This is a genomic window from Ideonella alba (assembly GCF_018069845.1).
Lineage (GTDB): Bacteria > Pseudomonadota > Gammaproteobacteria > Burkholderiales > Burkholderiaceae_C > Ideonella > Ideonella alba.
Window position 1 is genome coordinate 47,063 of the sequence record NZ_JAGQDD010000006.1, and the last position, 21,725, is coordinate 68,787.

Sequence of the window (21,725 nt, forward strand, 5' to 3'; positions counted from 1 at the left end):
ACCCCTGCATGCCCGCCTACAAGCGCATCCTGCTGAAACTCTCCGGCGAGGCCCTGATGGGCGATGACGCCTACGGCATCAACCGCGCCACCATCGTGCGCATGGTGCGCGAGGTGCAGGAGGTGACCCAGCTGGGCTGCGAGGTGGCGGTGGTGATCGGCGGCGGCAACATCTTCCGCGGCGTGGCCGGCGGCTCGGTGGGCATGGACCGCGCCACCGCCGACTACATGGGCATGCTGGCCACCGTGATGAACTCGCTGGCCCTGGCCGACACGATGCGCCTGGAGGGCATGACGGCCCGCGTGATGTCGGCCATCTCGATCGAGCAGGTGGTCGAGCCCTATGTCCGCCCGAAGGCGCTGCAGTACCTGGAAGAGGGCAAGGTGGTGATCTTCGCCGCCGGCACCGGCAACCCCTTCTTCACCACCGACACCGCCGCCGCGCTGCGCGGCGCCGAGATCGGTGCCCAGGTGGTGCTCAAGGCCACCAAGGTTGATGGCGTCTACACCGCCGACCCCAAGAAGGACCCCAGCGCCACGCGCTACACCAACATCAGCTTCGACGAGGCGATCGCGAAGAACCTGCAGGTGATGGACGCCACCGCGTTCGCCCTGTGCCGCGACCAGAAGCTGCCGATCAAGGTGTTCTCGATCTTCAAGCCCGGCGCGCTCAAGCGCGTGGTGCAGGGCGAGGACGAGGGCACGCTGGTTCACGTCTGAGGATCACGACCATGACGATTGCCGACATCAAGAAGAACGCCGAGTCCAAGATGGCCAAGTCCGTCGAGGCGCTCAAGAGCGACCTGCAGAAGGTCCGCACCGGTCGCGCCCACCCGGGCATCCTGGACCAGGTCCATGTGGACTACTACGGCTCGATGGTGCCGATCAGCCAGGTCGCCAACGTCAGCCTGCTGGACGCCCGCACGATCAGCGTCACGCCCTGGGAAAAGGGCATGGGCGCGAAGATCGAGAAGGCCATCCGCGAGTCCGACCTGGGTCTGAACCCGTCGGCCCAGGGCGACCTGCTGCGCGTGCCGATGCCCGCGCTGACCGAGGAGCGCCGCAAGGAGCTGACCAAGGTCGTCCGCCACGAGGGCGAGAACGCCAAGGTCGCGGTGCGCAACCTGCGCCGCGATGCCAACGACCACCTGAAGAAGCTGCTCAAGGACAAGGAGATCTCCGAGGACGACGAGCGTCGCGCCCAGGACGATGTCCAGAAGCTGACCGACAAGGTGGTGGCCGAGATCGACAAGCTGGTCCACGCCAAGGAAGCCGACATCCTGGCCGTCTGACGTGGCCGCGCACGATCCCGCCGTCCCACGGCACGTGGCCATCGTCATGGATGGCAACGGCCGCTGGGCCAAGAAGCGCTTCATGCCGCGCGTCGTGGGCCACAAGGCCGGCATGGACGCGCTGATCCGGGTGGTCGACCACTGCCAGAAGCGCGGCGTCGAATACCTGACCGTCTACGCCTTTTCGTCCGAGAACTGGAAGCGCCCCGAGGACGAGGTTTCCGGCCTGATGAACCTGGTGCTGGTCGGCGTGGCCAAGTACCTGGGCAAGCTGGCCAGCCAGGGGGTGCGGGTGCGCATCGTCGGCGACCGCAGTGCGGTGTCCGAGAAGGTCCGCGCCGCCTGGAACCAGTCCGAAGCCGACACCGCGGCCAACACCGGCCTGGTGCTGACCGTCTGCTTCAACTACGGTGGCCGCTGGGACATCGTGCAGGCCGCGCGCCGGGCGATGGCCGAGGGCCTGGCACCGGAGCAACTCACCGAAGAGGCGCTGTCGGCCCGCATGTCGCTGGCCTACGCGCCCGATCCGGACCTGTTCATCCGCACCGGGGGCGAGCTGCGCGTCAGCAACTACCTGCTGTGGCAGATCGCTTACGCCGAGTTCCATTTCACCGACTGCCTGTGGCCCGATTTCGACGAGCACGAAGTCGATCGCGCCCTGGCCGCCTTCGCGGGCCGTGACCGCCGTTTCGGTGGGGTCAAGACCGCCGGTTCCACTCCCTCGATCGCCTGATCGACCACCGGGTCTGTTGTCCATGCTGCTGCAACGCGTGATCACCGCGCTGGTTCTGCTGGCGCTGCTGTTGCCGGCACTGCTGGCGCCGGTGGCCTGGCCCTTCGCCCTGCTGACCCTGGTGCTGATCGGTGCTGGCGGCTGGGAATGGGGTCGGCTCAACGGCCTGGCCTTCGCCCCGTCGCTGGGCCTGGGTGCGCTGGTGGCTGCGCTGTGCGGCCTGGCCTGGTCGCAGGGGATGGTGCAGCAGGTGCCCCCGGCCGTGTGGTGGCTGGCCACCGCCTGCTGGGTGCTGGGCGGCTCGCTGGCGCTGGCCAAGGGGCCCACGGCCTGGCCGCAGCTGTCGCAGGGGCTGCGCCTGGTGATCGGCGTGGTCGTGCTGTGTGCGGCCTGGCTGGCGCTCAGCGCTGGTCGGGCGCGCGGTCTGGAGTTCCTGCTGTCGGTCTTCTGCGTGGTCTGGATGGCCGACATCGCCGCCTACTTTGGGGGTCGCCGCTTCGGCCGGCGCAAGCTGGCGCCGGCGATTAGCCCGGGCAAGAGCTGGGAGGGTGTCTGGTCGGGCATGACCGGCGTGGCGCTGCTGGCCGCGCTGTGGCTGGCGCTGTCGCCCGCGCGGGCTGGCGTGGCACCCAGCATCTTCGAAACCATCCAGCAGCGCCTGGGTTGGCCCGGCCTGGCGCTGGGCATCGTCTTCCTGTGTGCGCTGAGCGTGATGGGCGACCTGATCGAGTCGCTGGCCAAGCGCGCCGTGGGGGCCAAGGACTCGAGCCGCCTGCTGCCGGGGCATGGGGGTGTGCTCGACCGGGTCGACGCGCTGCTGCCCACGCTGCCCGCCGCGATGGCCCTGGCCTCGCTGGCGCCCTGAACGAGGATCCACCGATGAAACGACTCCAGCTCTGCATCCTCGGCGCCACCGGCTCGATCGGCACCAACACGCTGGACGTGGTGGCGCGCCACCCCGATCGTTTCGAGGCCTTTGCGCTGACCGGCCATGCCCGCGTCGAGGAGCTGCTGGCCCAGTGCCTGCAAGTGGCGCCGCGCTTTGCCGCAATGTCGGACAGTGGCGCCGCGGCCGAGCTGCGCCGCCGCCTGCGGGAGGCCGGCAGCCGCACCGAAGTGCTGGACGGCCCGCAGGCCCTGGTCGAGCTGGCCGCCCACCCCGAGGTGGATGCGGTGATGGCCGCCATCGTCGGCGCCGCCGGCCTGCCGCCCTGCATGGCGGCAGCGCGCGCCGGCAAGCGCCTGCTGCTGGCCAACAAGGAAGCCCTGGTCGTGGGCGGCGCAGCCTTCATGGCGGCGGTGGCCGAAGGCGGCGCCACCTTGCTGCCGATCGATTCAGAGCACTCGGCCATCTTCCAGTGCCTGCCCCAGGACCGCTCGGTCTGGAAGCAGCGCATCGACCACATCGTGCTGACCGCCTCGGGCGGCCCGTTCCGCCAGCGCGACCGCGCCAGCCTGGCCCAGGTCACGCCGGAAGAGGCCTGCGCGCACCCCAACTGGGTGATGGGTCGCAAGATCTCGGTCGATTCGGCGACGATGATGAACAAGGCCCTCGAGGTCATCGAGGCACGCTGGCTGTTCGACCTGACACCCGAGCAGATCCGGGTGGTGATCCACCCGCAAAGCATCATCCACTCGATGGTGGTGTGCCGCGACCAGTCGGTGCTGGCGCAACTGGGCACGCCGGACATGCGGGTGCCCATCGCCTTCGGCCTGTCCTTCCCGGAGCGCATTGAATCCGGCGCGTCGGCGCTGGACCTGCTGTCGCTGCGCGCACTGGAATTCGAGGCGCCCAGCCCCGAACGCTTCCCGGGCCTGTTCCTGGCCTGGGAGGCGCTGCGCGGCCCCGAGGGCAGCACCGCCGTGCTCAACGCCGCCAACGAGGAAGCCGTGGCGGCGTTCCTGGACCGGCGCCTGGCCTTCGACGGCATCCACCGCATCAACCAGGGCACGCTGGAGCGCGTGACCCCGGCGCTGCCGCCGCAGGCTGCGGTGGAAGAACTGCTGGCGCTGGACCAGCGCGCCCGCCTGGCGGCACGGGAACTGATCGCCCGCGCGGCGCTCTGACCTGTCGATGACCACGGTTCTGGCCTTTCTCGTCACGCTGGGCGTGCTGATCGCCGTCCATGAGTGGGGCCACTTCCAGGTGGCCCGCTGGTGCGGCGTGCGGGTGCTGCGCTTTTCGATCGGCTTCGGCCGCGTGATCTGGCGCCGCCAGCGCGACGCCTCGTCCACCGAATACACGCTGTCGCTGCTGCCCTTGGGCGGCTATGTGCGCATGCTCGATTCGCGCGAGGGCCCGGTCCCCGAGGCCTGGCGCGCCCAGGCCTTCGACCAGCAGCCGCTGCGCTCGCGCGTGGCCATCGTCGCCGCCGGGCCGCTGGCCAACCTGCTGCTGGCCGCGCTGCTGTTCACGGCCACGCACTGGATCGGCACCCGGGAGCCCGCGGCCTACCTGGCCACCCCGCCGGCGGCGGGCCTGGCGGCGCAGGCCGGTCTGCAGCCGGGCGACCGTGTGGACGCGGTCATCGACGACGACGAGCGGCTGGAGATCCGATCGCTCACCGATCTGCGCTGGCGCATCACCCAGGCCGCCGCCGAGCACCGCCCGCTGCAGCTGGAGGTGACCGATGAGCGCGGCAACCACCGCCGCGTGCTGACACTCGCGCTGGACCGGCTGCAGGGCCACGACCTGGACGCCGCCACCTGGCGCCAGATCGGCCTGCCGGGGCCCTGGACCGACCCGGTGATGGGCACGCTGGTGGCCGGCGGACCGGCCGAGCAGGCCGGTCTGCGCCAGGGCGACCGCGTGCTGCGGGTGGACGACGTGCCGGTGGCCGACGGCGCGGCGCTGCGCGAGCGCATCCGCCAGGGCGCCGGACAGCCGATGCGCTGGACGATCGACCGCAGCGGCGTGGTGATGCAACTCGAGGTGCAGCCACGGCGGGTGGAAGAGGGCGGCCAGGTCTTCGGCCGGATTGACGCCTACATCGGCGAGCCGCCGCAGATGCTGACCGTGCGCATGGGGCCGATCGAAGGCGCGCTGCGAGGTGTTCGCCAGGTGCTGGAAACCGCCCAGCTGAGCCTGAAGATGCTGGGGCGGATGCTGATCGGCGAGGCGTCGGTCAAGAACCTCAGCGGCCCGCTCACGATTGCCGACTACGCCGGCCAGACGGCGCGCGTCGGCCTGACCGAGTTCCTGGTCTTCCTGGCCAACGTCAGTGTGGGCCTGGGCGTGCTGAACCTGCTGCCGCTGCCGATCCTGGATGGCGGACACCTGATGTATTATCTTTTCGAGGGCCTGACCGGTCGTCCGGTCACGGATGTCTGGTTGCGCAGGCTGCAGCGAGGCGGCGCCGTGGTGCTCCTGCTGATGATGTCCATCGCCCTGTCCAACGACGTGGCCCGCTTGCTGGGCCTGCATTGACTCCTCCGATGCCATTTCCTTTCCTGACGAGCCGGCTGCGCCCGGTGCCGGCTGGTGTGACCATGGCGCTCGCCGCCATCGTGGCGCCCGCCTGGGCTGCCGAGCCCTTCCAGATCGAAGACATCCGCATCGAGGGTCTGCAGCGCGGCGACCCCGGCAGCGTGTTCAATGCGCTGCCCTTCCGGGTCGGTGACAGCTACAACGACGACAAGGGTTCCGCCGCGCTGCGGGCGCTGTTCGCCACCGGCCTGTTCAAGGACGTGCGCCTGGACATCGACGGCAAGGTCGTGGTGGTGGTGGTCGACGAGCGTTCGCTGATCGCCACCGTCAGCTTCAGCGGCCTCAAGGAGTTCGACAAGGACACCCTGGCCAAGGCACTGAAGGACAACGGCATCGGTGAAGGCCAGCCCTTCGACAAGGCGGTGATCGACCGCGCCGAGCAGGAAATCAAGCGCCAGTACCTGAGCCGCAGCTTCTACGGCGCCGAGGTCACGACCACCGTCACTCCGATCGAGCGCAACCGGGTCAACATCGCCTTCACCGTCAGCGAAGGCGACATCGCCAAGATCCGCGAGATCCGCATCCTGGGCACCCAGGCGGTGTCCGAGTCCACGCTGCTGGACCTGCTGGACCTGACCACCGGTGGCTGGCTCACCTGGTACACCAAGTCGGACCGCTACGCCCGCACCAAGCTCAACGCCGACCTTGAAAAGATCCGCTCCTACTACCTGAACCGCGGCTACCTGGAATTCGACATCAAGTCGACCCAGGTCACGATCTCGCCGGACAAGCAGGACATCTCGATCACGATCACCGTCGACGAAGGCCAGCCCTACGTGGTGACCGCGGTCAAGCTGGACGGCGAGTTCCTGGGCCGCGACGGCGATTTCCGCGACCAGATCCAGGTGCGCCCGGGCCAGAACTACCGCGGCGAAGAGGTCACGGCCACCGTCAAGGCCTTCAGCGAGATCTACGCCGCGTACGGCTATGCCTTCGCGCGCGTCGAGCCGCGCACCGAGATCGACCGCAAGACCGGCCAGGTGGTGGTGGTCTTCCAGGGCCAACCGGGCCAGCGCGTGTACGTGCGCCGCGTCAACGTGGCCGGCAACACCGTCACCCGCGACGAGGTCATCCGCCGCGAGTTCCGCCAGTTCGAATCGGCCTGGTACGACGGCGCCAAGATCAAGCTCTCGCGCGACCGCGTCGAGCGCCTGGGCTTCTTCGAGGAAGTCACGATCGACACCAACGAGGTGCCCGGCGCGCCGGACCAGGTGGACCTGGTGATCAACGTCACCGAGAAGCAGACCGGCACGCTGCAGCTGGCCGCCGGCTTCTCGCAGTACGACAAGCTGTCGCTGTCGGCGTCTGTGCGCAAGGAGAACATCCTGGGCTCGGGCAACTACCTGGGCGTGGACGTCAACACCAGCAAGTCGCAGCGCAACCTGCTGATCAGCACCGTCGACCCGTACTTCACCGACGACGGCGTGTCGCGCGCGCTGGACCTGTACTACCGCACCTCCAAGCCGCTGAACAGCCTGGGCGACGCCTACCAGCTGGCCACGCCGGGCATGGCGGTGCGCTTTGGCGTGCCCTTCACCGAGTACGACACCGTCTTCTTCGGCCTGGGCGTCGAGCAGACCATCATCGGCACCTCGTCGGGCGTGCCCAACAGCTACTACACCTACCGCGAGACCTTCGGCGCCTACTCCACCTCGTTCCCGCTGACCATCGGCTGGGCCCGCGAGGAGCGCGACAACCCGATGGTGCCCACCAAGGGCCGCTACCAGCGCGTCAACGTCGACATCAGCCTGCTGGGCGACGTCACCTACGCGCGCCTGAATGGCCAGTACCAGCAGTACTTCGCGATCACCAACAAGCTGACGCTGGGCATCAACGGCGAGCTCGGCCTGGGCTACGGTCTGCGCGGCAAGCCCTATCCGCTGTTCAAGAACTTCTATGGCGGCGGTCTGGGCTCGGTGCGGGTCTTCGACCAGGGCTCCTTCGGCAGCGTCGACATCACCGGCGCCTATGACGGCGGCCCCAAGCGCCTGAACCTCAACAGCGAGCTCTACCTGCCGGTGCCCGGCAGCGGCAACGACAAGTCGCTGCGCGTCTTCGCCTTTGCCGACGCCGGCAACGTCTGGCGCCTGGGTCAACCGCTGTCGCTGCGCGACCTGCGCGCCTCCGCCGGCATCGGCGTGAGCTGGGTGTCCCCGGTGGGCCCCTTCAAGCTCAGTTGGGGGACACCGATTCGCTCCTTCAGTGGCGATAAAATCCAACGCTTCCAGTTTCAGATCGGAACGGCTTTCTGATGATGACCTCTCCCGTGAAATCGCTGCTCGCCGCATCGGCGCTGGCGCTCTCGTTCGCCGCCGCCCAGGCCCAGGAGCTGAAGATCGGCTACGTGAACGGCGAACGCGTGCTGCGCGAGGCATCGCCCGCCAAGGCCGCCCAGGCCAAGCTCGAGGCCGAGTTCAAGAAGCGCGAGACCGAGCTGAACGACACCGGCAACAAGCTGCGCCAGGCCTTCGAGAAGCTCGAGAAGGACGGCCCCACGCTGTCCGAAGCCGAGCGCACCCGCCGCCAGCGTGACCTGGCCGAGCAGCAGCGCGACTTCGAACGCAAGCGCCGCGAGCTGCTGGAAGACCTGAACCAGCGCAAGAACGAGGAACTGGCCGCGGTCAGCGAACGCGCCAGCAAGGTCATCAAGCAGATCTTCGAGACCGAGAAGTACGACCTGATCCTGCAGGACGTGGTCTTTGCCGGTCCGCGTGTCGACATCACCAAGAAGGTGATCGACGCGCTCAACGCCGGCAAGTGACACCGCGGCAGGGCATGACGGCGACGTCAGGCGCCCTGTCGACCATCCGCCTGGCCGAGATCATCGGCGAGCTGGGCGGTGAGCTGCATGGCGATGCCGACCGCTGTGTCGCGCGCATCGCCTCCCTCGACAACGCCGGTCCGGCGGATCTCAGCTTCGTCGCCCAGGCCCGGCTTCGGCCGCTGCTGGAGCGCAGCGCCGCCGGGGTGCTGGTGGTGCGCGAGGACCTGCGCGAGGCCGCACTGGCCCGTGGCGCCGCGGTCATCGTCACCCCCGATCCCTACCTCTACTACGCCCGCCTGACCCGCTGGTTCGCCGCGCGCTGGCGCCCGGTGGCGGCGGCCGGTGTGCATTGCAGCGCGGTGATCGGCCGCGGCGTCGAGCTGCATCCCAGCGCGCACGTGGGGGCCCAGGCGGTGATCGAGGACGGTGCGCGGATCGCCGCTGGCGCCGTCATCGGCCCGCAGTGCCTGGTCGGCGCGGACGCGGTGGTGGGCGAGGGCACGCGGCTGATCGCCAGGGTGCACTTCGGTGCGGGTTGCGTGATCGGCGCGCGCGGCACGCTGCAGCCCGGCGCGGTGGTGGGCTCCGACGGCTTCGGCTTCGCGCCCCACCAGGGCCGATGGGAGAAGATCGAGCAGCTCGGCAGCGTGGTGATCGGCGACGACGTCGACATCGGCGCCAACACTTGCATCGACCGCGGCGCGCTCGATGACACGGTGCTGGCCGACGGCGTCAAGCTCGACAACCTGATCCAGATCGCCCACAACGTGCGCATCGGCGCCCATACTGCGATGGCCGGCTGCGTCGGCGTGGCCGGCAGTGCCCGCATCGGCGCGCACTGCACCTTTGGCGGCGCCGCCATGGTGCTGGGGCACCTGGAGATCGTTGACCATGTCCATGTCAGCGCCGGCAGCTTCGTGATGAGCTCGCTCACCAAACCGGGCCAGTACAGCGGCGTGTTCCCCATCGACGACAATGCGTCCTGGGAAAAGAACGCAGCCACGCTGCGCCAGTTGCACACCCTGCGAAGCCGCCTTCGCGCCCTTGAAAAGAAGATCGAACCATGAGCGCTCCCGTGATGGACATCCACCAGATCCTCAAGCGGCTTCCGCACCGCTACCCGTTCCTGCTGGTGGACCGCGTGACCGAGCTCGAGAAGAACAAGCGCGTCCTGGCCCTGAAGAACGTGACGATGAACGAGCCCTTCTTCATGGGTCACTTCCCGCACCGTCCGGTGATGCCGGGCGTGCTGATCCTGGAAGCCATGGCGCAGGCGGCGGCGCTGCTGTCCTTCGCCTCGATGGACACCGACCCGGGCGACGACACCGTGGTGTACTTCGCCGGCATCGACGGCGCGCGCTTCAAGCGCCCGGTCGAGCCCGGCGACCAGCTCTTCCTGGAAGCCACCATCCTGCGCGCCAAGGCCGGCATCTACAAGTACAGCGCTCGCGGTCTGGTGGGTGGCGAACTCGCCGCCGAGGCCGAGCTGATGTGCACGATGCGCAAGATCGCCTGAGGCCATGACCCGGATCCATCCGACCGCGCTGGTCGACCCGGCGGCCGAGCTGGACGACAGCGTCCAGGTGGGCGCCTACACGATCATCGGTCCGCAGGTGCGCATCGGCGCCGGCACCGTCATCGGGCCGCACTGCGTGATCGAGGGCCGCACCACCATCGGCAGCGACAACCGCTTCTACCAGTTCGGCTCGATCGGCGCGATGCCGCAGGACATGTCGCATGCCGGCGAGGTCACCGAGCTGGTGATCGGCGACCGCAACACCGTGCGCGAGTTCTGCACCTTCAACACCGGCACCTTCAAGGAGCAGGGTGTCACGCGGGTGGGCGACGACAACTGGATCATGGCCTATGTGCACCTGGCCCACGACGTGCGCCTGGGCAGCCACACGGTGCTGGCCAACAACGTCACGCTGGCCGGCCATGTGCACGTGGGTGACTGGGCGGTGATCGGCGGCCTGACCGGCGTGCACCAGTGGGTGCACGTGGGCGCACACGCGATGATCGGCTTCCAGGGCCACGTGGCCCAGGACGTGGCGCCGTTCATGACCGTCGATGGCAACCCGCTGGCCGTGCGCGCGGTCAACCTGACCGGCCTGAAGCGCCGCGGCTTCAGCGATGAGCGCCAGCGCCAGATCCGCCAGATGCACAAGCTGCTGTTCCGCGGCAGCCTGACGCTGGAGCAGGCCCGCAGCGAGATCGAGGCGCTGGGCACCGACGACCCCGACGTGCGCACCATGCTCGACTTCCTGGCCGCGTCCACGCGCGGCCTGGTGCGCTGACCACTCACAGACGCAAGCATGGACACATCGACGGCCCCTCGCCTGGCGATGGTGGCCGGCGAGGCCTCCGGCGACCTGCTGGCCAGCCTGCTGCTGCAGGGTCTGCGCTCGCGCTGGCCCGGGCTGTCGGCCGGTGGCATCGGCGGCCCGAAGATGCAAGCGCAGGGGTTCGACGCCTGGTGGCCCAGCCACAAGCTGTCGGTCTTCGGCTACGTGGACGCACTGCGCCATCTGCCTGAACTGCTGGCCATTCGCCGCGCGCTGCGCCAGCGCGTGCTGGCCGAGCGCCCGGCGGTCTTCGTCGGTATTGACGCGCCCGACTTCAATTTCGCGCTGGAGCGCGCATTGCGCGCGCAGGGCGTGAAGACGGTGCACTTCGTCTGCCCGTCGATCTGGGCCTGGCGCGGTGAGCGCGTGAAGACCCTGGCCGCCGCCGCCGACCATGTGCTGTGCCTGTTCCCCTTCGAGCCCGCGCTGCTGGCCGAACACGGCGTGCCGGCCAGCTTCGTTGGCCACCCGCTGGCCGACCTGATTCCGCTGCAGCCGCCCCGCGCCGCGGCCCGGGCGGCGCTGGGCCTGGACGACGAGGCCACGGTGGTGGCCCTGCTGCCCGGCAGCCGGCGCAGCGAGATCACCCACATCGCGCCGCCGCTGCTGCAGGCCGCACAGGATCTGCTGCGAGACCGTCCCGGGCTGCGCCTGGTGCTGCCGGTGGTGCCGGGCCTGCGGCCGCTGATCGACGAGGCGATCGCCCGCCACGCGCCCGGTTTGCCGGTGCAGTTGCTGGACGGTCGCTCGCACGAGGCCCTGGCCGCCTGCGACCTGACCCTGATCGCCAGCGGCACCGCCACGCTGGAGGCGGCCCTGTTCAAGCGGCCGATGGTGGTGGTCTACCGGCTCAACGCCTTCAACCACTGGCTGATGAAGGACAAGGCCTACCTGCCGTGGTTCAGCCTGCCCAACATCCTGCTGCGCGACTTGGCCGTGCCCGAGCTGATCCAGGACGTCGCCACGCCGCAGGCGATCGCCGACGCCGCCCGGGCCTGGCTGGATGACGGCGCCCGCCGCGACGCATTGCACGCCCGCTTCACTGAACTCCACCTCTCGCTGCGCCAGGACACCGCGCAGTGCGCCAGTCATGCCATCGCGCAAGTTCTCGGCCAAGCCTGAGCAGATCACCCTGAGCTTCGACACACCGGGCCTGTTGGCCGGCGTCGACGAGGCCGGCCGCGGCCCGCTGGCCGGGCCGGTGGTGGCAGCGGCCGTCATCCTGGACGACCTGCACCCGATCGAGGGCCTGGCCGACTCCAAGGTGCTGAGCGCCAAGCGCCGCGAGCGCCTGTTCGACGAGATCCGCGCCAAGGCGCTGTGCTTCAAGATCGCCGAAGCCAGCGTCGAGGAGATCGACAGCCTGAACATCCTGCACGCCACCATGCTGGCGATGAAGCGCGCGGTCGAAGGTCTGCGGCTGATGCCGCACCGTGTGCTGGTCGATGGCAACCGCCTGCCGGCGATCCGTGTGCCGGCCGAGGCCATCGTCAAGGGCGACGCCAAGGTGCCGGCGATCTCGGCCGCCTCCATCCTGGCCAAGGTGCACCGCGACCACCTGTGCGCCGAGATGCACCGCGCCTACCCCGACTACGGTTTTGCCGGCCACAAGGGCTACCCCACGCCTGAACACCTGGCTGCGCTGCGCGCCCACGGCGCCACGCCGCTGCACCGCCAGAGCTTCGGCCCGGTGCGCGAGGCCCTGGCCACCGGAGGCCATCTGTGACCGAACCGCTGATCCTCACCGCCCGCGACAACCCGCTGCTGCAGCGCATCCGCAAGCTGGGCCAGGACCCGGGCGCCTACCGCAAGCTGGGCCAGGTCTGGCTGGAGGGCGACCACCTGGTCGGGGCGGCGCTGCAGCGCGGCCGCCCGCTGGAGGAACTGGTGTTCACCGAGTCCGCCTGGCATGAGCGCGCCGACTGGCGCGGCTGGGTGGACCGGGCGCGGCGGGTGGTGGTGGTGCCCGATGCGCTGATGAAGACGCTCAGCACGCTGGAGTCACCGCCGCGCATCGGCGCCTTGCTGGCGGTGCCGGCCGACACCGCGCTGGCGCCCCGTGCCTTCAGCGTGGTGCTCGACCGCCTGCAGGACGCGGGCAACGTGGGCAGCATCCTGCGCAGCGCCGCGGCCTTCGGCGTGGGCCAGGTGCTGGCGATCAAGGGCACGGCGGCGCTGTGGTCGCCCAAGGTGCTGCGCGCCGGCATGGGCGCGCATTTCGCGCTGCAACTGGTCGAAGGCCTGGCGCCCGAGGATCTGGCCGGTCTGGCCGTGCCGCTGCTGGCCACCAGTTCGCACGCCGGGCTGGTGCTGGGCCAGGCCGAACTGCCGCACCCCTGCGCCTGGGTGCTGGGCCACGAGGGCCGGGGCGTGGACGAGGCGCTGATGGCGCGTTGCGCCCACACCGTCAGCATCCCGCAGCCGGGCGGCGAGGAATCGCTGAACGTGGCGGCGGCGGCGGCGATCTGCCTGTTCGCCAGCCGGGCGCCGGGCTGATCCAGGCTGGCGCACCCTGCACGGGCTGCGCTGGGGGCGTCAGTAGATGAGCCGGTCCGGGCGGATGTCGCGCAGGATGGTGGTGGCGATCTCCTCGATCGACTTGTGGGTCGACGACAACCACGAGATGCCGGCGCGTTTCATCATCGTCTCGGCCTCGCGCACCTCGGCGCGGCAGTTCTCGATCGCGGCGTACTTGCTGCCGGGGCGGCGCTCGTTGCGGATCTGGCTCAGGCGGTCGGGGTCGATCGTCAGGCCGAAGCACTTGCGCTTGTGCGGGGCCAGCGAAGCGGGCAGGGCGCCGCGATCGAAATCTTCCGGGATCAGCGGGTAGTTGGCGGCCTTGATGCCGTGCTGCATCGCCAGGTAGAGCGAGGTGGGTGTCTTGCCGCTGCGGCTCACGCCCACCAGGATCACATCGGCCGCTTCCAGGTTCTTGGCCGACTGGCCGTCGTCGTGGGCCAGCGAGAAGTTGATCGCCTCGATGCGGTCGTTGTATTCCTGGCTCTTGGCGGCGTCGGAGAAGCGCCCGATGCGGTGGTTGGACTTCAGCCCGAACTCGACCTCCAGCGGCTCGACGAAGGCCTTGAACATGTCCATCACGAAGCCCTTGCAGCGCGGGCTGGTCAGCACCTGGTGGGCGTCGTCCAGGGCCAGGGTGATGAAGACGATGGGCCGCACGCCCTCGGCGTCGAAGGTGGCGTTGATCTCGGAGACCACCTTCTCGGCCTTGTCGATCGAGTCGATGAAGGGCCGGCGGATGTGGCGCGGCTTGATCGCGAACTGGGCCAGGATCGAGTTGCCGAAGGTCTCGGCGGTGATGCCGGTGCCGTCCGAGACAAAGAACACGGTGCGATTGGGCATGAAAAGTTCTCAAGCGCGGGGAAACACACCCCATGATAGGCAGTCCCTCCTTAGAATCCCAGCATTCGCGTCTGACGCCCGCCACGCCACCCCCGACTCCGCGCCCTGATGAGCCCCCGCAGCCTCCCACTCGAATCCCAACGCGCTGCGGCGTGGGCCCTGGTGCGCGCCGGCGCAGGGAAGACGCCCCCGGTTTTTCACCATCAAGGAGTTTTCCCATGTCTTCCACCGCACTGGCGACCGCCCTGGTTGTCCCGTTCGAACACCTGAGAATGACCGACGTCGAGGTCGTTGGCGGCAAGAACGCCAGCCTCGGCGAAATGATCAGCCAGCTCGCCGAAACGGGCGTGCGGGTGCCGGGCGGCTTTGCCACCACGGCCCATGCCTTCCGCGAGTTCCTGACCTTCGGCGGTCTGACCGAGAAGATCAACGCCCGCCTGGCGGCGCTGGACACCGACGACGTGCGTGCGCTGGCCGAGGCGGGCGCCGAGATCCGCGGCTGGGTGGAAAACGCCCCGTTCCCGCCCGACTTCGAGGCCGCGGTGCGCGCCGAATATGCCCGCGTCGCCGGTGACTCGCCCGACGCCAGCTGGGCCGTGCGCTCCTCGGCCACCGCCGAGGACCTGCCCGACGCCTCGTTTGCCGGCCAGCAGGAGACCTTCCTGAACGTGCATGGCATCGACGAGGTGCTGCACAAGATGAAGGAGGTCTTCGCCTCCCTCTACAACGACCGGGCGATCAGCTACCGCGTCCACAAGGGCTTCAGCCACTCGGAAGTCGCCCTGTCGGCCGGCGTGCAGCGCATGGTGCGCTCGGATGTGGGCGCCGCCGGCGTGATGTTCACCATCGACACCGAGTCGGGCTTCAAGGACGTGGTCTTCATCACCTCCAGCTACGGTCTGGGCGAGACGGTGGTGCAGGGCGCGGTCAACCCCGACGAGTTCTACGTCCACAAGCCGGCGCTGCAGGCCGGCAAGTTCCCGGTGATCCGCCGCTCGCTGGGCTCCAAGCTGATCCGCATGGAGTTCGCCACGCCCGACGAGAAGAAGGCCAGCGGCAAGCTGGTCAAGACGGTGGACAACCCGCCCGAGCAGCGCAACCGCTACTCGCTGGCCGATGCCGATGTGGTCGAACTGGCGAAGTACGCGCTGATCATTGAAAAGCACTACGGCCGCCCGATGGACATCGAGTGGGGCAAGGACGGGGTGGATGGTCGCATCTACATCCTGCAGGCCCGCCCCGAGACCGTGCGCAGCCAGGCCGAAGGCCAGGTCGAGCACCGCTACAAGCTCAAGGGCCACTCCACCGTGCTGGCCGAGGGCCGCGCCATCGGCCAAAAGATCGGTACCGGCCCGGTGCGCCTGGTCAGCAGCATCGCCGAGATGGAGCGCGTGCAGCCCGGCGACGTGCTGGTCACCGACATGACCGACCCGAACTGGGAGCCGGTGATGAAGCGCGCCAGCGCCATCGTCACCAACCGCGGTGGCCGCACCTGCCACGCGGCCATCATCGCCCGCGAACTGGGCATCCCGGCGGTGGTGGGTTGCGGCGACGCCACCGAGAAGCTGTCGGACGGCGCCCTGGTCACCGTGGTCTGCTCCGAGGGCGACACCGGCTACGTCTACGACGGCCTGCTCGAGACCGAGGTCTCCGAGGTGCAGCGCGGCGAACTGCCGTACTGCCCGGTGAAGATCATGATGAACGTCGGCAACCCGCAGCTGGCCTTCAACTTCGCCCAGATCCCCAACTCCGGCGTCGGCCTGGCGCGGCTGGAGTTCATCATCAACAACAACATCGGCGTCCATCCGAAGGCGATCATGGACTACCCGAACGTCGACCCCGACCTGAAGAAGGCGGTCGAGTCGGTGGCCCGGGGCCATGCCTCGCCGCGCGCCTTCTACGTCGACAAGCTGACCGAGGGCGTGGCCACGATCGCCGCCGCCTTCTGGCCCAAGCCGGTGATCGTGCGCCTGTCGGACTTCAAGTCCAACGAGTACAAGAAGCTGATCGGCGGCAGCCGCTACGAGCCCGACGAAGAGAACCCGATGCTGGGCTTCCGCGGCGCCTCGCGCTACATCAGCGAGGAGTTCGCCGACGCCTTCGGCATGGAGTGCGAGGCCCTGAAGCGGGTGCGCAACGACATGGGCCTGACCAACGTCGAGATCATGGTGCCCTTCGTGCGCACCGTGCGCCAAGCCGAGCGCGTGGTGGGCCTGCTGGCCGACCGCGGCCTCAAGCGCGGCGAGGGCGGGCTGCGCATCATCATGATGTGCGAGATCCCCTCCAACGCCATCCTGGCTGACCAGTTCCTGCAGCACTTCGACGGCATGTCGATCGGCTCCAACGACCTGACCCAGCTGACCCTGGGCCTGGACCGGGATTCCGGCCTGGAGCTGCTGGCCGCTGATTTCGACGAGCGCGACCCGGCGGTGCGATCGCTGATTTCCCGCGCGATCAACGCCTGCCGCGCCACCGGCAAGTACATCGGCATCTGCGGCCAGGGCCCCAGCGACCACGCCGACTTTGCCCAGTGGCTGGCGGACGAGGGCATCGTGTCGATCTCGCTGAACCCCGACACCGTGGTCCAGACCTGGACCCAGCTGGCCCAGCGCCGCTGACGGCCCGGCGCCGCGAGGCGCCATCGCTGTCCCCAGCGCCCGCGATTCCTGCTAGAATCGCGGGCTTTCCCTTGCCGCACCTGCATTTGACGCGCAGGGCGGCTCTCCCGCCGGCCGGGCCGGTGGATATCCACAAGGAGTGTTCATGCGTCACTATGAGATCGTTCTGCTGATCCACCCGGATCAAAGCGAACAGGTTCCGGCCATGCTGGAGCGCTACAAGGGCCTGGTCACCGCGGGCGGTGGCAAGGTGCACCGTGTCGAGGACTGGGGCCGTCGCCAACTGGCGTACATGATCCAGAAGCTCGCCAAGGCGCACTACCTGTGCCTGAACATCGAGTGCTCGAAGGACGTGCTGGCCGAGCTGGAAACGGGCTTTCGCTTCAACGACGCCGTGCTGCGTCACCTGACCGTCAAGCTGGAGAAGGCTGAGACGGCCGCTTCGGTGATGATGCGTTCGGTCGAGAAGGAAGAGGCCCGCAAGGCCGCCCAGGAGACCACCGCCTGAGAACCGCCGGTGTCGCCCGACCGGGCCTGAGCCGATGAACCGCCTGGTTCTGACCGCTCAACTGGTCGAACGCGGCGCGACGCGCTATACCCCCGCCGGACTCCCGGCCCTGGACCTGAAGCTTGCGCACCAGTCCACGGTCACGGAAGACGGCCAAGTCCGCCAGGTCTCGTTCGAGATGAAGGCGGTGGCGATCGGGGCGATCACGCGACGCATCGCGGCGCTGGGGCTGGGAGAACCGGTGACTGTCGCCGGGTTCCTCACCGCCACGCGCCAAGGCAAGGGCCTGATCTTCCACATCACCGAAGTCGAGCCCGGCACCTGACAACGCTTTGATCCAGATTCAGTTTCGAAAGAGGTCATCATGCCCCCGCCCAAGAGCCGTTTTTCCAAGGACCGCCGTCCGAAGCGCAACCAGCAGTCGCTGCTGTTCCGCCGCAAGAAGTTCTGCCGTTTCACCGTCGCCGGCGTCGAGTCGATCGACTACAAGGACGTTGACCTGCTGCGTGACTTCATCGGCGAGAACGGCAAGATCACGCCGGCCCGTCTGACCGGCACCCGCGCCTTCTTCCAGCGTCAGCTGACCACCGCCATCAAGCGCGCGCGCTTCCTGGCGATGCTGCCGTACAGCGACCAGCACCGCGTCTAAGGAGCCCACACCATGCAAATCATCCTGCTGGACAAGGTCGCCAACCTGGGCAACCTGGGCGACATCGTCAAGGTCAAGGACGGCTACGCCCGCAACTACCTGATCCCGACCAAGCGCGCCCGCCGCGCCACCGAGGCCGCGATCAAGGAATTCGAAGCCCGCCGCGCCGAACTCGAGAAGGTCGCCGCCGAGAAGCTGGCCGCCGCACAAGCCCTGGGCGAGAAGCTCGGCGGCCTGGTGGTCGCCATCACCCAGAAGGCCGGCGTTGACGGCCGCCTGTTCGGTTCGGTCACCAACCACGACATCGCCGAAGCCCTGGTCAAGCAAGGCTTCCAGGTCGCCAAGGCCCAGGTGCGCATGCCCAACGGCCCGCTGAAGGCCGTGGGCGAGTTCCCGGTCCAGGTGGCTCCGCACACCGACGTGGTGGTCGAGATCACCGTCAAGGTCGTCGGCGAGACCGACTGATCATCGCAGCGGGCCCAAGCGCCCGCCTGCAGCCAAGGGCCGGACGTGTTCCGGCCCTTTTTCCTCTGGGTCGGACCTGCTCCGGCCCTTTTTCGTTTCCGGGCAGCACTGTCCACCGTGCGCCCACGCGCTGTCCCCAGCCTTGTCCACAGGCGCCGGGCGCTGGCGCCCGTATGATCCCCGCGATGTCCACGATCTTCGACGCCCACGACCCCCGCACCCCGCCGCGCGACGAGGAGGTGGCCCGCCTGCGGGTGCCGCCGCACTCGATCGAGGCCGAGCAAAGCGTGCTGGGCGGCCTGCTGCTGGACAACGGCGCCTGGGACCGCGCCGGCGACGTGCTGCAGGACGACGACTTCTACCGCCACGAGCACAAGCTGATCTTCGGCGCCATCGGCACGCTGATCAGCCAGTCCAAGCCGGCGGACGTGATCACCGTTTTCGAGCAGCTGCAGAACCTGGGCAAGGCCGAGGACGTGGGCGGCCTGAAGTACCTGAACGCGCTGGCGCAGAGCGTGCCCAGCGCGGCCAACATGCGCCGCTACGCCGAGATCGTGCGCGAGCGCGCCATCCTGCGCAAGCTGATCGCCGCCAGCGACGAGATCGCCACCCAGGCCTTCAACCCGCAGGGGCGGCAGGTCTCGCAGATCCTGGACGAGGCCGAGGGCAAGATCTTCAAGATCGGCGAGGAGGGCCAGCGCAGCAAGGCTGGCTTCCAGAGCATGGACCAGCTGGTGATGCAGCTGATCGACCGCGTCACCGAGCTGGCCGAGAACGGCGCCGAGGACGTCACCGGCGTGCGCACCGGCTTCTATGAACTCGACAAGATGACCGCCGGCCTGCAGGGCGGCGACCTGATCATCCTGGCGGCGCGGCCGTCGATGGGCAAGACCGCGTTCGCGCTGAACATCGCCGAGAACGTGGCGGTGCAGGAAGGCCTGCCGGTGGTGGTCTTCTCGATGGAAATGGGCGCCTCGCAGCTGGCGCTGCGGATGGTGGGCTCGCTGGGTCGCATCGACCAGTCGGGCCTGCGCACCGGCCGGCTGCGCGACGACGACTGGGGCCGCCTGACCGAGGCGGTGGACAAGCTGGCCAAGGCCTCGATCTTCATTGACGAGACCCCGGGCCTGAACCCGGCCGAACTGCGCGCCCGGGCCCGGCGCCAGGCGCGCCAGTGCGGCAAGCTGGGCCTGATCGTCATCGACTACCTGCAGCTGATGGTGGGCACCAATTCCAGCAGCGGCGAGAACCGCGCCACCGAGCTGTCCGAGATCTCGCGCAGCCTGAAGGCCCTGGCCAAGGAGCTGCACTGCCCGGTGATCGCGCTGTCGCAGCTCAACCGCTCGGTCGAGACCCGTACCGACAAGCGGCCGATGATGTCCGACCTGCGCGAATCCGGCGCCATCGAGCAGGACGCGGACGTGATCATGTTCATCTACCGCGACGACTACTACACCAAGGAAGAGTCCAAGGTGCCGGGCACGGCCGAGATCATCATCGGCAAGCAGCGTAACGGCCCGGTGGGCTCGCTGCACCTGGCCTTCCTGAAGCCGCTGACCAAGTTCGACAACCTGGCGCCGGGCACCGAGTTCGGCGAGTACTGACGTGCTGTCCTGAGGCCCGGGGCGGGGCATCGCGTCCTGAACATCCCGGGCTTGCGCCCGCGGACAATACTGTATAGATTTACAGTATGCCGTCCGCCGTACCTGCCTGCGCCCCCACCGCGCACCTCGCCGCCCAGCCCATCCAGTGGCTGCGCTCGCCCCTCCATGCACCCATCAAGGGGCGCGGCACCGAGTGGGCGCTGCCGCACCGCTTCAGCAGCGAGCAGCGCGAGCTCGTCGACGACGGCTGGGGCACGCTGGACGATCTGGCACAGGCACCGCCCGCCGCGGTCACCCAGGTCACGCTGCAGACGGTGCGCTCCATCCTCACCGGCAACAACTCGCCCGACATCGGCTTTGACGTCTCCATCAACCCCTACCGCGGCTGCGAGCATGGCTGCATCTACTGCTACGCCCGGCCCAACCACAGCTACCTGAACCTGTCGCCGGGGCTGGATTTCGAAACCCGCATCATCGCCAAGACCAACGCGGCCGAACGCCTGCGCGAGACCCTGGCCAGCCGCAGCTACACGCCGCTGGACCTGTGCATCGGCGCCGCCACCGACGCCTACCAGCCCGCCGAGCGCGAGCTGCGCATCACCCGCTCGGTGATCGAGGTCCTCTCGGACTGCCGCCACCCGTTCGCGCTGATCACCAAGTCGGCCGGCGTGCTGCGTGACCTGGACCTGATCGGGCCGATGGGCCGCCAGGGCCTGGCCGCGGTCTATGTGTCGGTCACCAGCCTGGATCCGGCGCTCGCCCGCGTGATGGAGCCGCGTGCCGCGTCGCCGCAGCGCCGCCTGCAGGTGATCCGGCAGCTGGCCGAGGCCGGGGTGCCGGTGGGCGTCAGCGTGTCGCCGGTGATCCCCTTCCTCAACGAGCCTGAACTGGAAGCCATCCTGGCGGCTGCGGCCGAGGCCGGCGCCACGCGGGCGTTCTCCATCCCGCTGCGCCTGCCCTGGGAGGTGTCGCCCTTGTTCCAGCACTGGCTGCAGCAGCACTTCCCCGAGCGCGCGGCGCGCGTCATGGCCCGGGTGCGTGATCAGCGTGGCGGCCAGGACAACGACGCCCGCTTCGGCACCCGCATGCAGGGCGAAGGCCTGTGGGCCGAGCTGCGCCGCCAGCGTTTCCACAAGGCCTGCGCCCGCCTGGGCCTGAACCGCGAACGGGTGGCGCTGGACCGCAGCCAGTTCCGGCGCCCGCCGCCCCCGGCGCGGCCCGGCGAGATGGTGCAGTCCTCGCTGTTCTGAGCGGCGGCCAGGCGCTCAGGCCGGCAGGCACAACTCAAAGCGCGCACCGCCGCCCGGCCGGGGCGCCAGGCTGACCTGTGCGCCCGGGCCGCCATGGGCGCGGGCCACGGCTTCGCACAGCGCGGTGCCCAGGCCGGTGGCGTGGGCGGCGCCGGGGTCGGGGGCGCCCGGGCCGGGGCCGTCGTCCTCGATCCGGAACACCAGGGTCGCGCCGCGCCGGAACGCCTGAAGGCCGATCCAGCCGCGGGCAAAGCGCACGGCGTTGTGCAGCGCGGCCTCCAGCGCCAGGCGCACCAGCCGCACGTCGTAGAACGCAAAGGGCGGGGCGGCGTGGGGCAGCAGCACCTCGGTCTGCAGGCCCGGGTGCCGGCGGGCAGTGGACTGCGCCAGATGATCCAGCAGCTCGGCCGGGTCCTCGTCGCTGGGGTGGGCTCGCAGTCCCTGGTCGTGGCCGTAGACCAGCAGGTACTGCACGAAGCGCTCGCGCAACGCGCGGCAGTCGTCGCGGGCCTGGGCAGCGCCCGGGTCGTCCAGGCGCTCGGCCAGGGCCTGCAGGCGAGCCTCCAGAGCGCCCAGTTCGTTCTTCAGGTCGTGCACCACCAGCGCCGCCAGGCGCGGGGGGGTGTCGGGCGCTGCCTGCGCGCTCATCGG

At 69.2% G+C, this 21,725-nt stretch carries 23 protein-coding genes; 21 read left to right on the top strand and 2 right to left on the bottom strand.

Annotated elements, in window-relative coordinates; translation table 11 throughout:
• Window positions 1–8 precede the first annotated feature (8 nt).
• Genes pyrH through KAK03_RS10395 form a run of 14 tightly spaced genes read left to right on the top strand, consistent with a single transcriptional unit; the run spans window position 9 to window position 13,116 of the window.
• Window positions 9–719: a UMP kinase gene (gene pyrH / locus KAK03_RS10330; protein WP_210853879.1), complete on the top strand. Its 711-nt coding sequence runs from the start codon at window positions 9–11 to the stop codon at window positions 717–719.
• Between the two features lie 11 nt (window positions 720–730).
• Window positions 731–1,291, top strand: coding sequence for a ribosome recycling factor (gene frr / locus KAK03_RS10335; protein WP_210853880.1), 561 nt, complete (start codon window positions 731–733; stop codon window positions 1,289–1,291).
• Between the two features lie 34 nt (window positions 1,292–1,325).
• Window positions 1,326–2,024, top strand: a complete 699-nt coding sequence (gene uppS, locus KAK03_RS10340; protein WP_310738552.1) for a polyprenyl diphosphate synthase — start codon at window positions 1,326–1,328, stop codon at window positions 2,022–2,024.
• Between the two features lie 22 nt (window positions 2,025–2,046).
• Window positions 2,047–2,889: a phosphatidate cytidylyltransferase gene (locus tag KAK03_RS10345; protein ID WP_210853881.1), complete on the top strand. Its 843-nt coding sequence runs from the start codon at window positions 2,047–2,049 to the stop codon at window positions 2,887–2,889.
• 14 nt (window positions 2,890–2,903) lie between these two features.
• On the top strand, window positions 2,904–4,091 hold the full coding sequence (locus KAK03_RS10350; RefSeq protein WP_210853882.1) for a 1-deoxy-D-xylulose-5-phosphate reductoisomerase: 1,188 nt from the start codon (window positions 2,904–2,906) through the stop codon (window positions 4,089–4,091).
• Between the two features lie 7 nt (window positions 4,092–4,098).
• Entirely contained in the window at window positions 4,099–5,451 is a 1,353-nt protein-coding gene (gene rseP / locus KAK03_RS10355; RefSeq protein ID WP_210853883.1) for an RIP metalloprotease RseP, read from the top strand.
• Between the two features lie 8 nt (window positions 5,452–5,459).
• A complete protein-coding gene (bamA, locus tag KAK03_RS10360; protein ID WP_247661078.1) occupies window positions 5,460–7,763 on the top strand; it encodes an outer membrane protein assembly factor BamA in 2,304 nt (767 codons plus the stop codon).
• A gap of 14 nt (window positions 7,764–7,777) precedes the next feature.
• Complete coding sequence (locus tag KAK03_RS10365) at window positions 7,778–8,272, top strand: OmpH/Skp family outer membrane protein (RefSeq protein WP_310738553.1); 495 nt, start codon at window positions 7,778–7,780, stop codon at window positions 8,270–8,272.
• A 14-nt stretch (window positions 8,273–8,286) separates the two neighbouring features.
• Window positions 8,287–9,342, top strand: coding sequence for a UDP-3-O-(3-hydroxymyristoyl)glucosamine N-acyltransferase (gene lpxD, locus KAK03_RS10370; protein WP_210853884.1), 1,056 nt, complete (start codon window positions 8,287–8,289; stop codon window positions 9,340–9,342).
• Entirely contained in the window at window positions 9,339–9,791 is a 453-nt protein-coding gene (gene fabZ / locus KAK03_RS10375) for a 3-hydroxyacyl-ACP dehydratase FabZ (protein ID WP_210802174.1), read from the top strand. Before lpxD ends, fabZ begins: the two co-directional genes overlap by 4 nt.
• A 4-nt stretch (window positions 9,792–9,795) precedes the next feature.
• A complete protein-coding gene (gene lpxA, locus KAK03_RS10380) occupies window positions 9,796–10,572 on the top strand; it encodes an acyl-ACP--UDP-N-acetylglucosamine O-acyltransferase (RefSeq protein ID WP_210853885.1) in 777 nt (258 codons plus the stop codon).
• Between the two features lie 18 nt (window positions 10,573–10,590).
• Complete coding sequence (lpxB, locus tag KAK03_RS10385) at window positions 10,591–11,742, top strand: lipid-A-disaccharide synthase (protein WP_210853886.1); 1,152 nt, start codon at window positions 10,591–10,593, stop codon at window positions 11,740–11,742.
• Window positions 11,711–12,346 carry a ribonuclease HII gene (gene rnhB / locus KAK03_RS10390; protein ID WP_210853887.1) on the top strand — a complete coding sequence of 212 codons (636 nt, stop codon included), beginning with the start codon at window positions 11,711–11,713 and terminating at the stop codon, window positions 12,344–12,346. Before lpxB ends, rnhB begins: the two co-directional genes overlap by 32 nt.
• Window positions 12,343–13,116: a TrmH family RNA methyltransferase gene (locus KAK03_RS10395; RefSeq protein WP_210853888.1), complete on the top strand. Its 774-nt coding sequence runs from the start codon at window positions 12,343–12,345 to the stop codon at window positions 13,114–13,116. The genes rnhB and KAK03_RS10395 overlap by 4 nt, the downstream gene beginning before the upstream one ends.
• Window positions 13,117–13,155: 39 nt before the next feature.
• Here the strand turns inward: KAK03_RS10395 and ppsR are convergent, their stop codons facing one another.
• Complete coding sequence (ppsR, locus tag KAK03_RS10400) at window positions 13,156–13,980, bottom strand: posphoenolpyruvate synthetase regulatory kinase/phosphorylase PpsR (RefSeq protein ID WP_210853889.1); 825 nt, start codon at window positions 13,978–13,980, stop codon at window positions 13,156–13,158.
• A 218-nt stretch (window positions 13,981–14,198) separates the two neighbouring features.
• On the opposite strand from ppsR, the gene ppsA reads away from it, so the two are divergent.
• The 7 genes from ppsA to KAK03_RS10435 all read left to right on the top strand — a co-directional run bounded on the left by ppsA (window position 14,199) and on the right by KAK03_RS10435 (window position 21,074).
• Entirely contained in the window at window positions 14,199–16,598 is a 2,400-nt protein-coding gene (gene ppsA / locus KAK03_RS10405; protein WP_210853890.1) for a phosphoenolpyruvate synthase, read from the top strand.
• A gap of 145 nt (window positions 16,599–16,743) precedes the next feature.
• Window positions 16,744–17,106, top strand: coding sequence for a 30S ribosomal protein S6 (gene rpsF, locus KAK03_RS10410; RefSeq protein WP_210853891.1), 363 nt, complete (start codon window positions 16,744–16,746; stop codon window positions 17,104–17,106).
• A 34-nt stretch (window positions 17,107–17,140) separates the two neighbouring features.
• Window positions 17,141–17,431 carry a primosomal replication protein N gene (gene priB, locus KAK03_RS10415; RefSeq protein ID WP_210853892.1) on the top strand — a complete coding sequence of 97 codons (291 nt, stop codon included), beginning with the start codon at window positions 17,141–17,143 and terminating at the stop codon, window positions 17,429–17,431.
• Between the two features lie 39 nt (window positions 17,432–17,470).
• Entirely contained in the window at window positions 17,471–17,755 is a 285-nt protein-coding gene (gene rpsR / locus KAK03_RS10420; protein ID WP_210802163.1) for a 30S ribosomal protein S18, read from the top strand.
• Between the two features lie 12 nt (window positions 17,756–17,767).
• Window positions 17,768–18,220: a 50S ribosomal protein L9 gene (gene rplI / locus KAK03_RS10425; RefSeq protein ID WP_210853893.1), complete on the top strand. Its 453-nt coding sequence runs from the start codon at window positions 17,768–17,770 to the stop codon at window positions 18,218–18,220.
• 185 nt (window positions 18,221–18,405) lie between these two features.
• Complete coding sequence (gene dnaB, locus KAK03_RS10430; RefSeq protein WP_210802161.1) at window positions 18,406–19,824, top strand: replicative DNA helicase; 1,419 nt, start codon at window positions 18,406–18,408, stop codon at window positions 19,822–19,824.
• 86 nt (window positions 19,825–19,910) lie between these two features.
• Window positions 19,911–21,074 carry a PA0069 family radical SAM protein gene (locus tag KAK03_RS10435; protein WP_210853894.1) on the top strand — a complete coding sequence of 388 codons (1,164 nt, stop codon included), beginning with the start codon at window positions 19,911–19,913 and terminating at the stop codon, window positions 21,072–21,074.
• Window positions 21,075–21,089: 15 nt separating this feature from the next.
• Here the strand turns inward: KAK03_RS10435 and KAK03_RS10440 are convergent, their stop codons facing one another.
• Window positions 21,090–21,722: a sensor histidine kinase gene (locus KAK03_RS10440; protein WP_210853895.1), complete on the bottom strand. Its 633-nt coding sequence runs from the start codon at window positions 21,720–21,722 to the stop codon at window positions 21,090–21,092.
• Window positions 21,723–21,725: the final 3 nt, after the last annotated feature.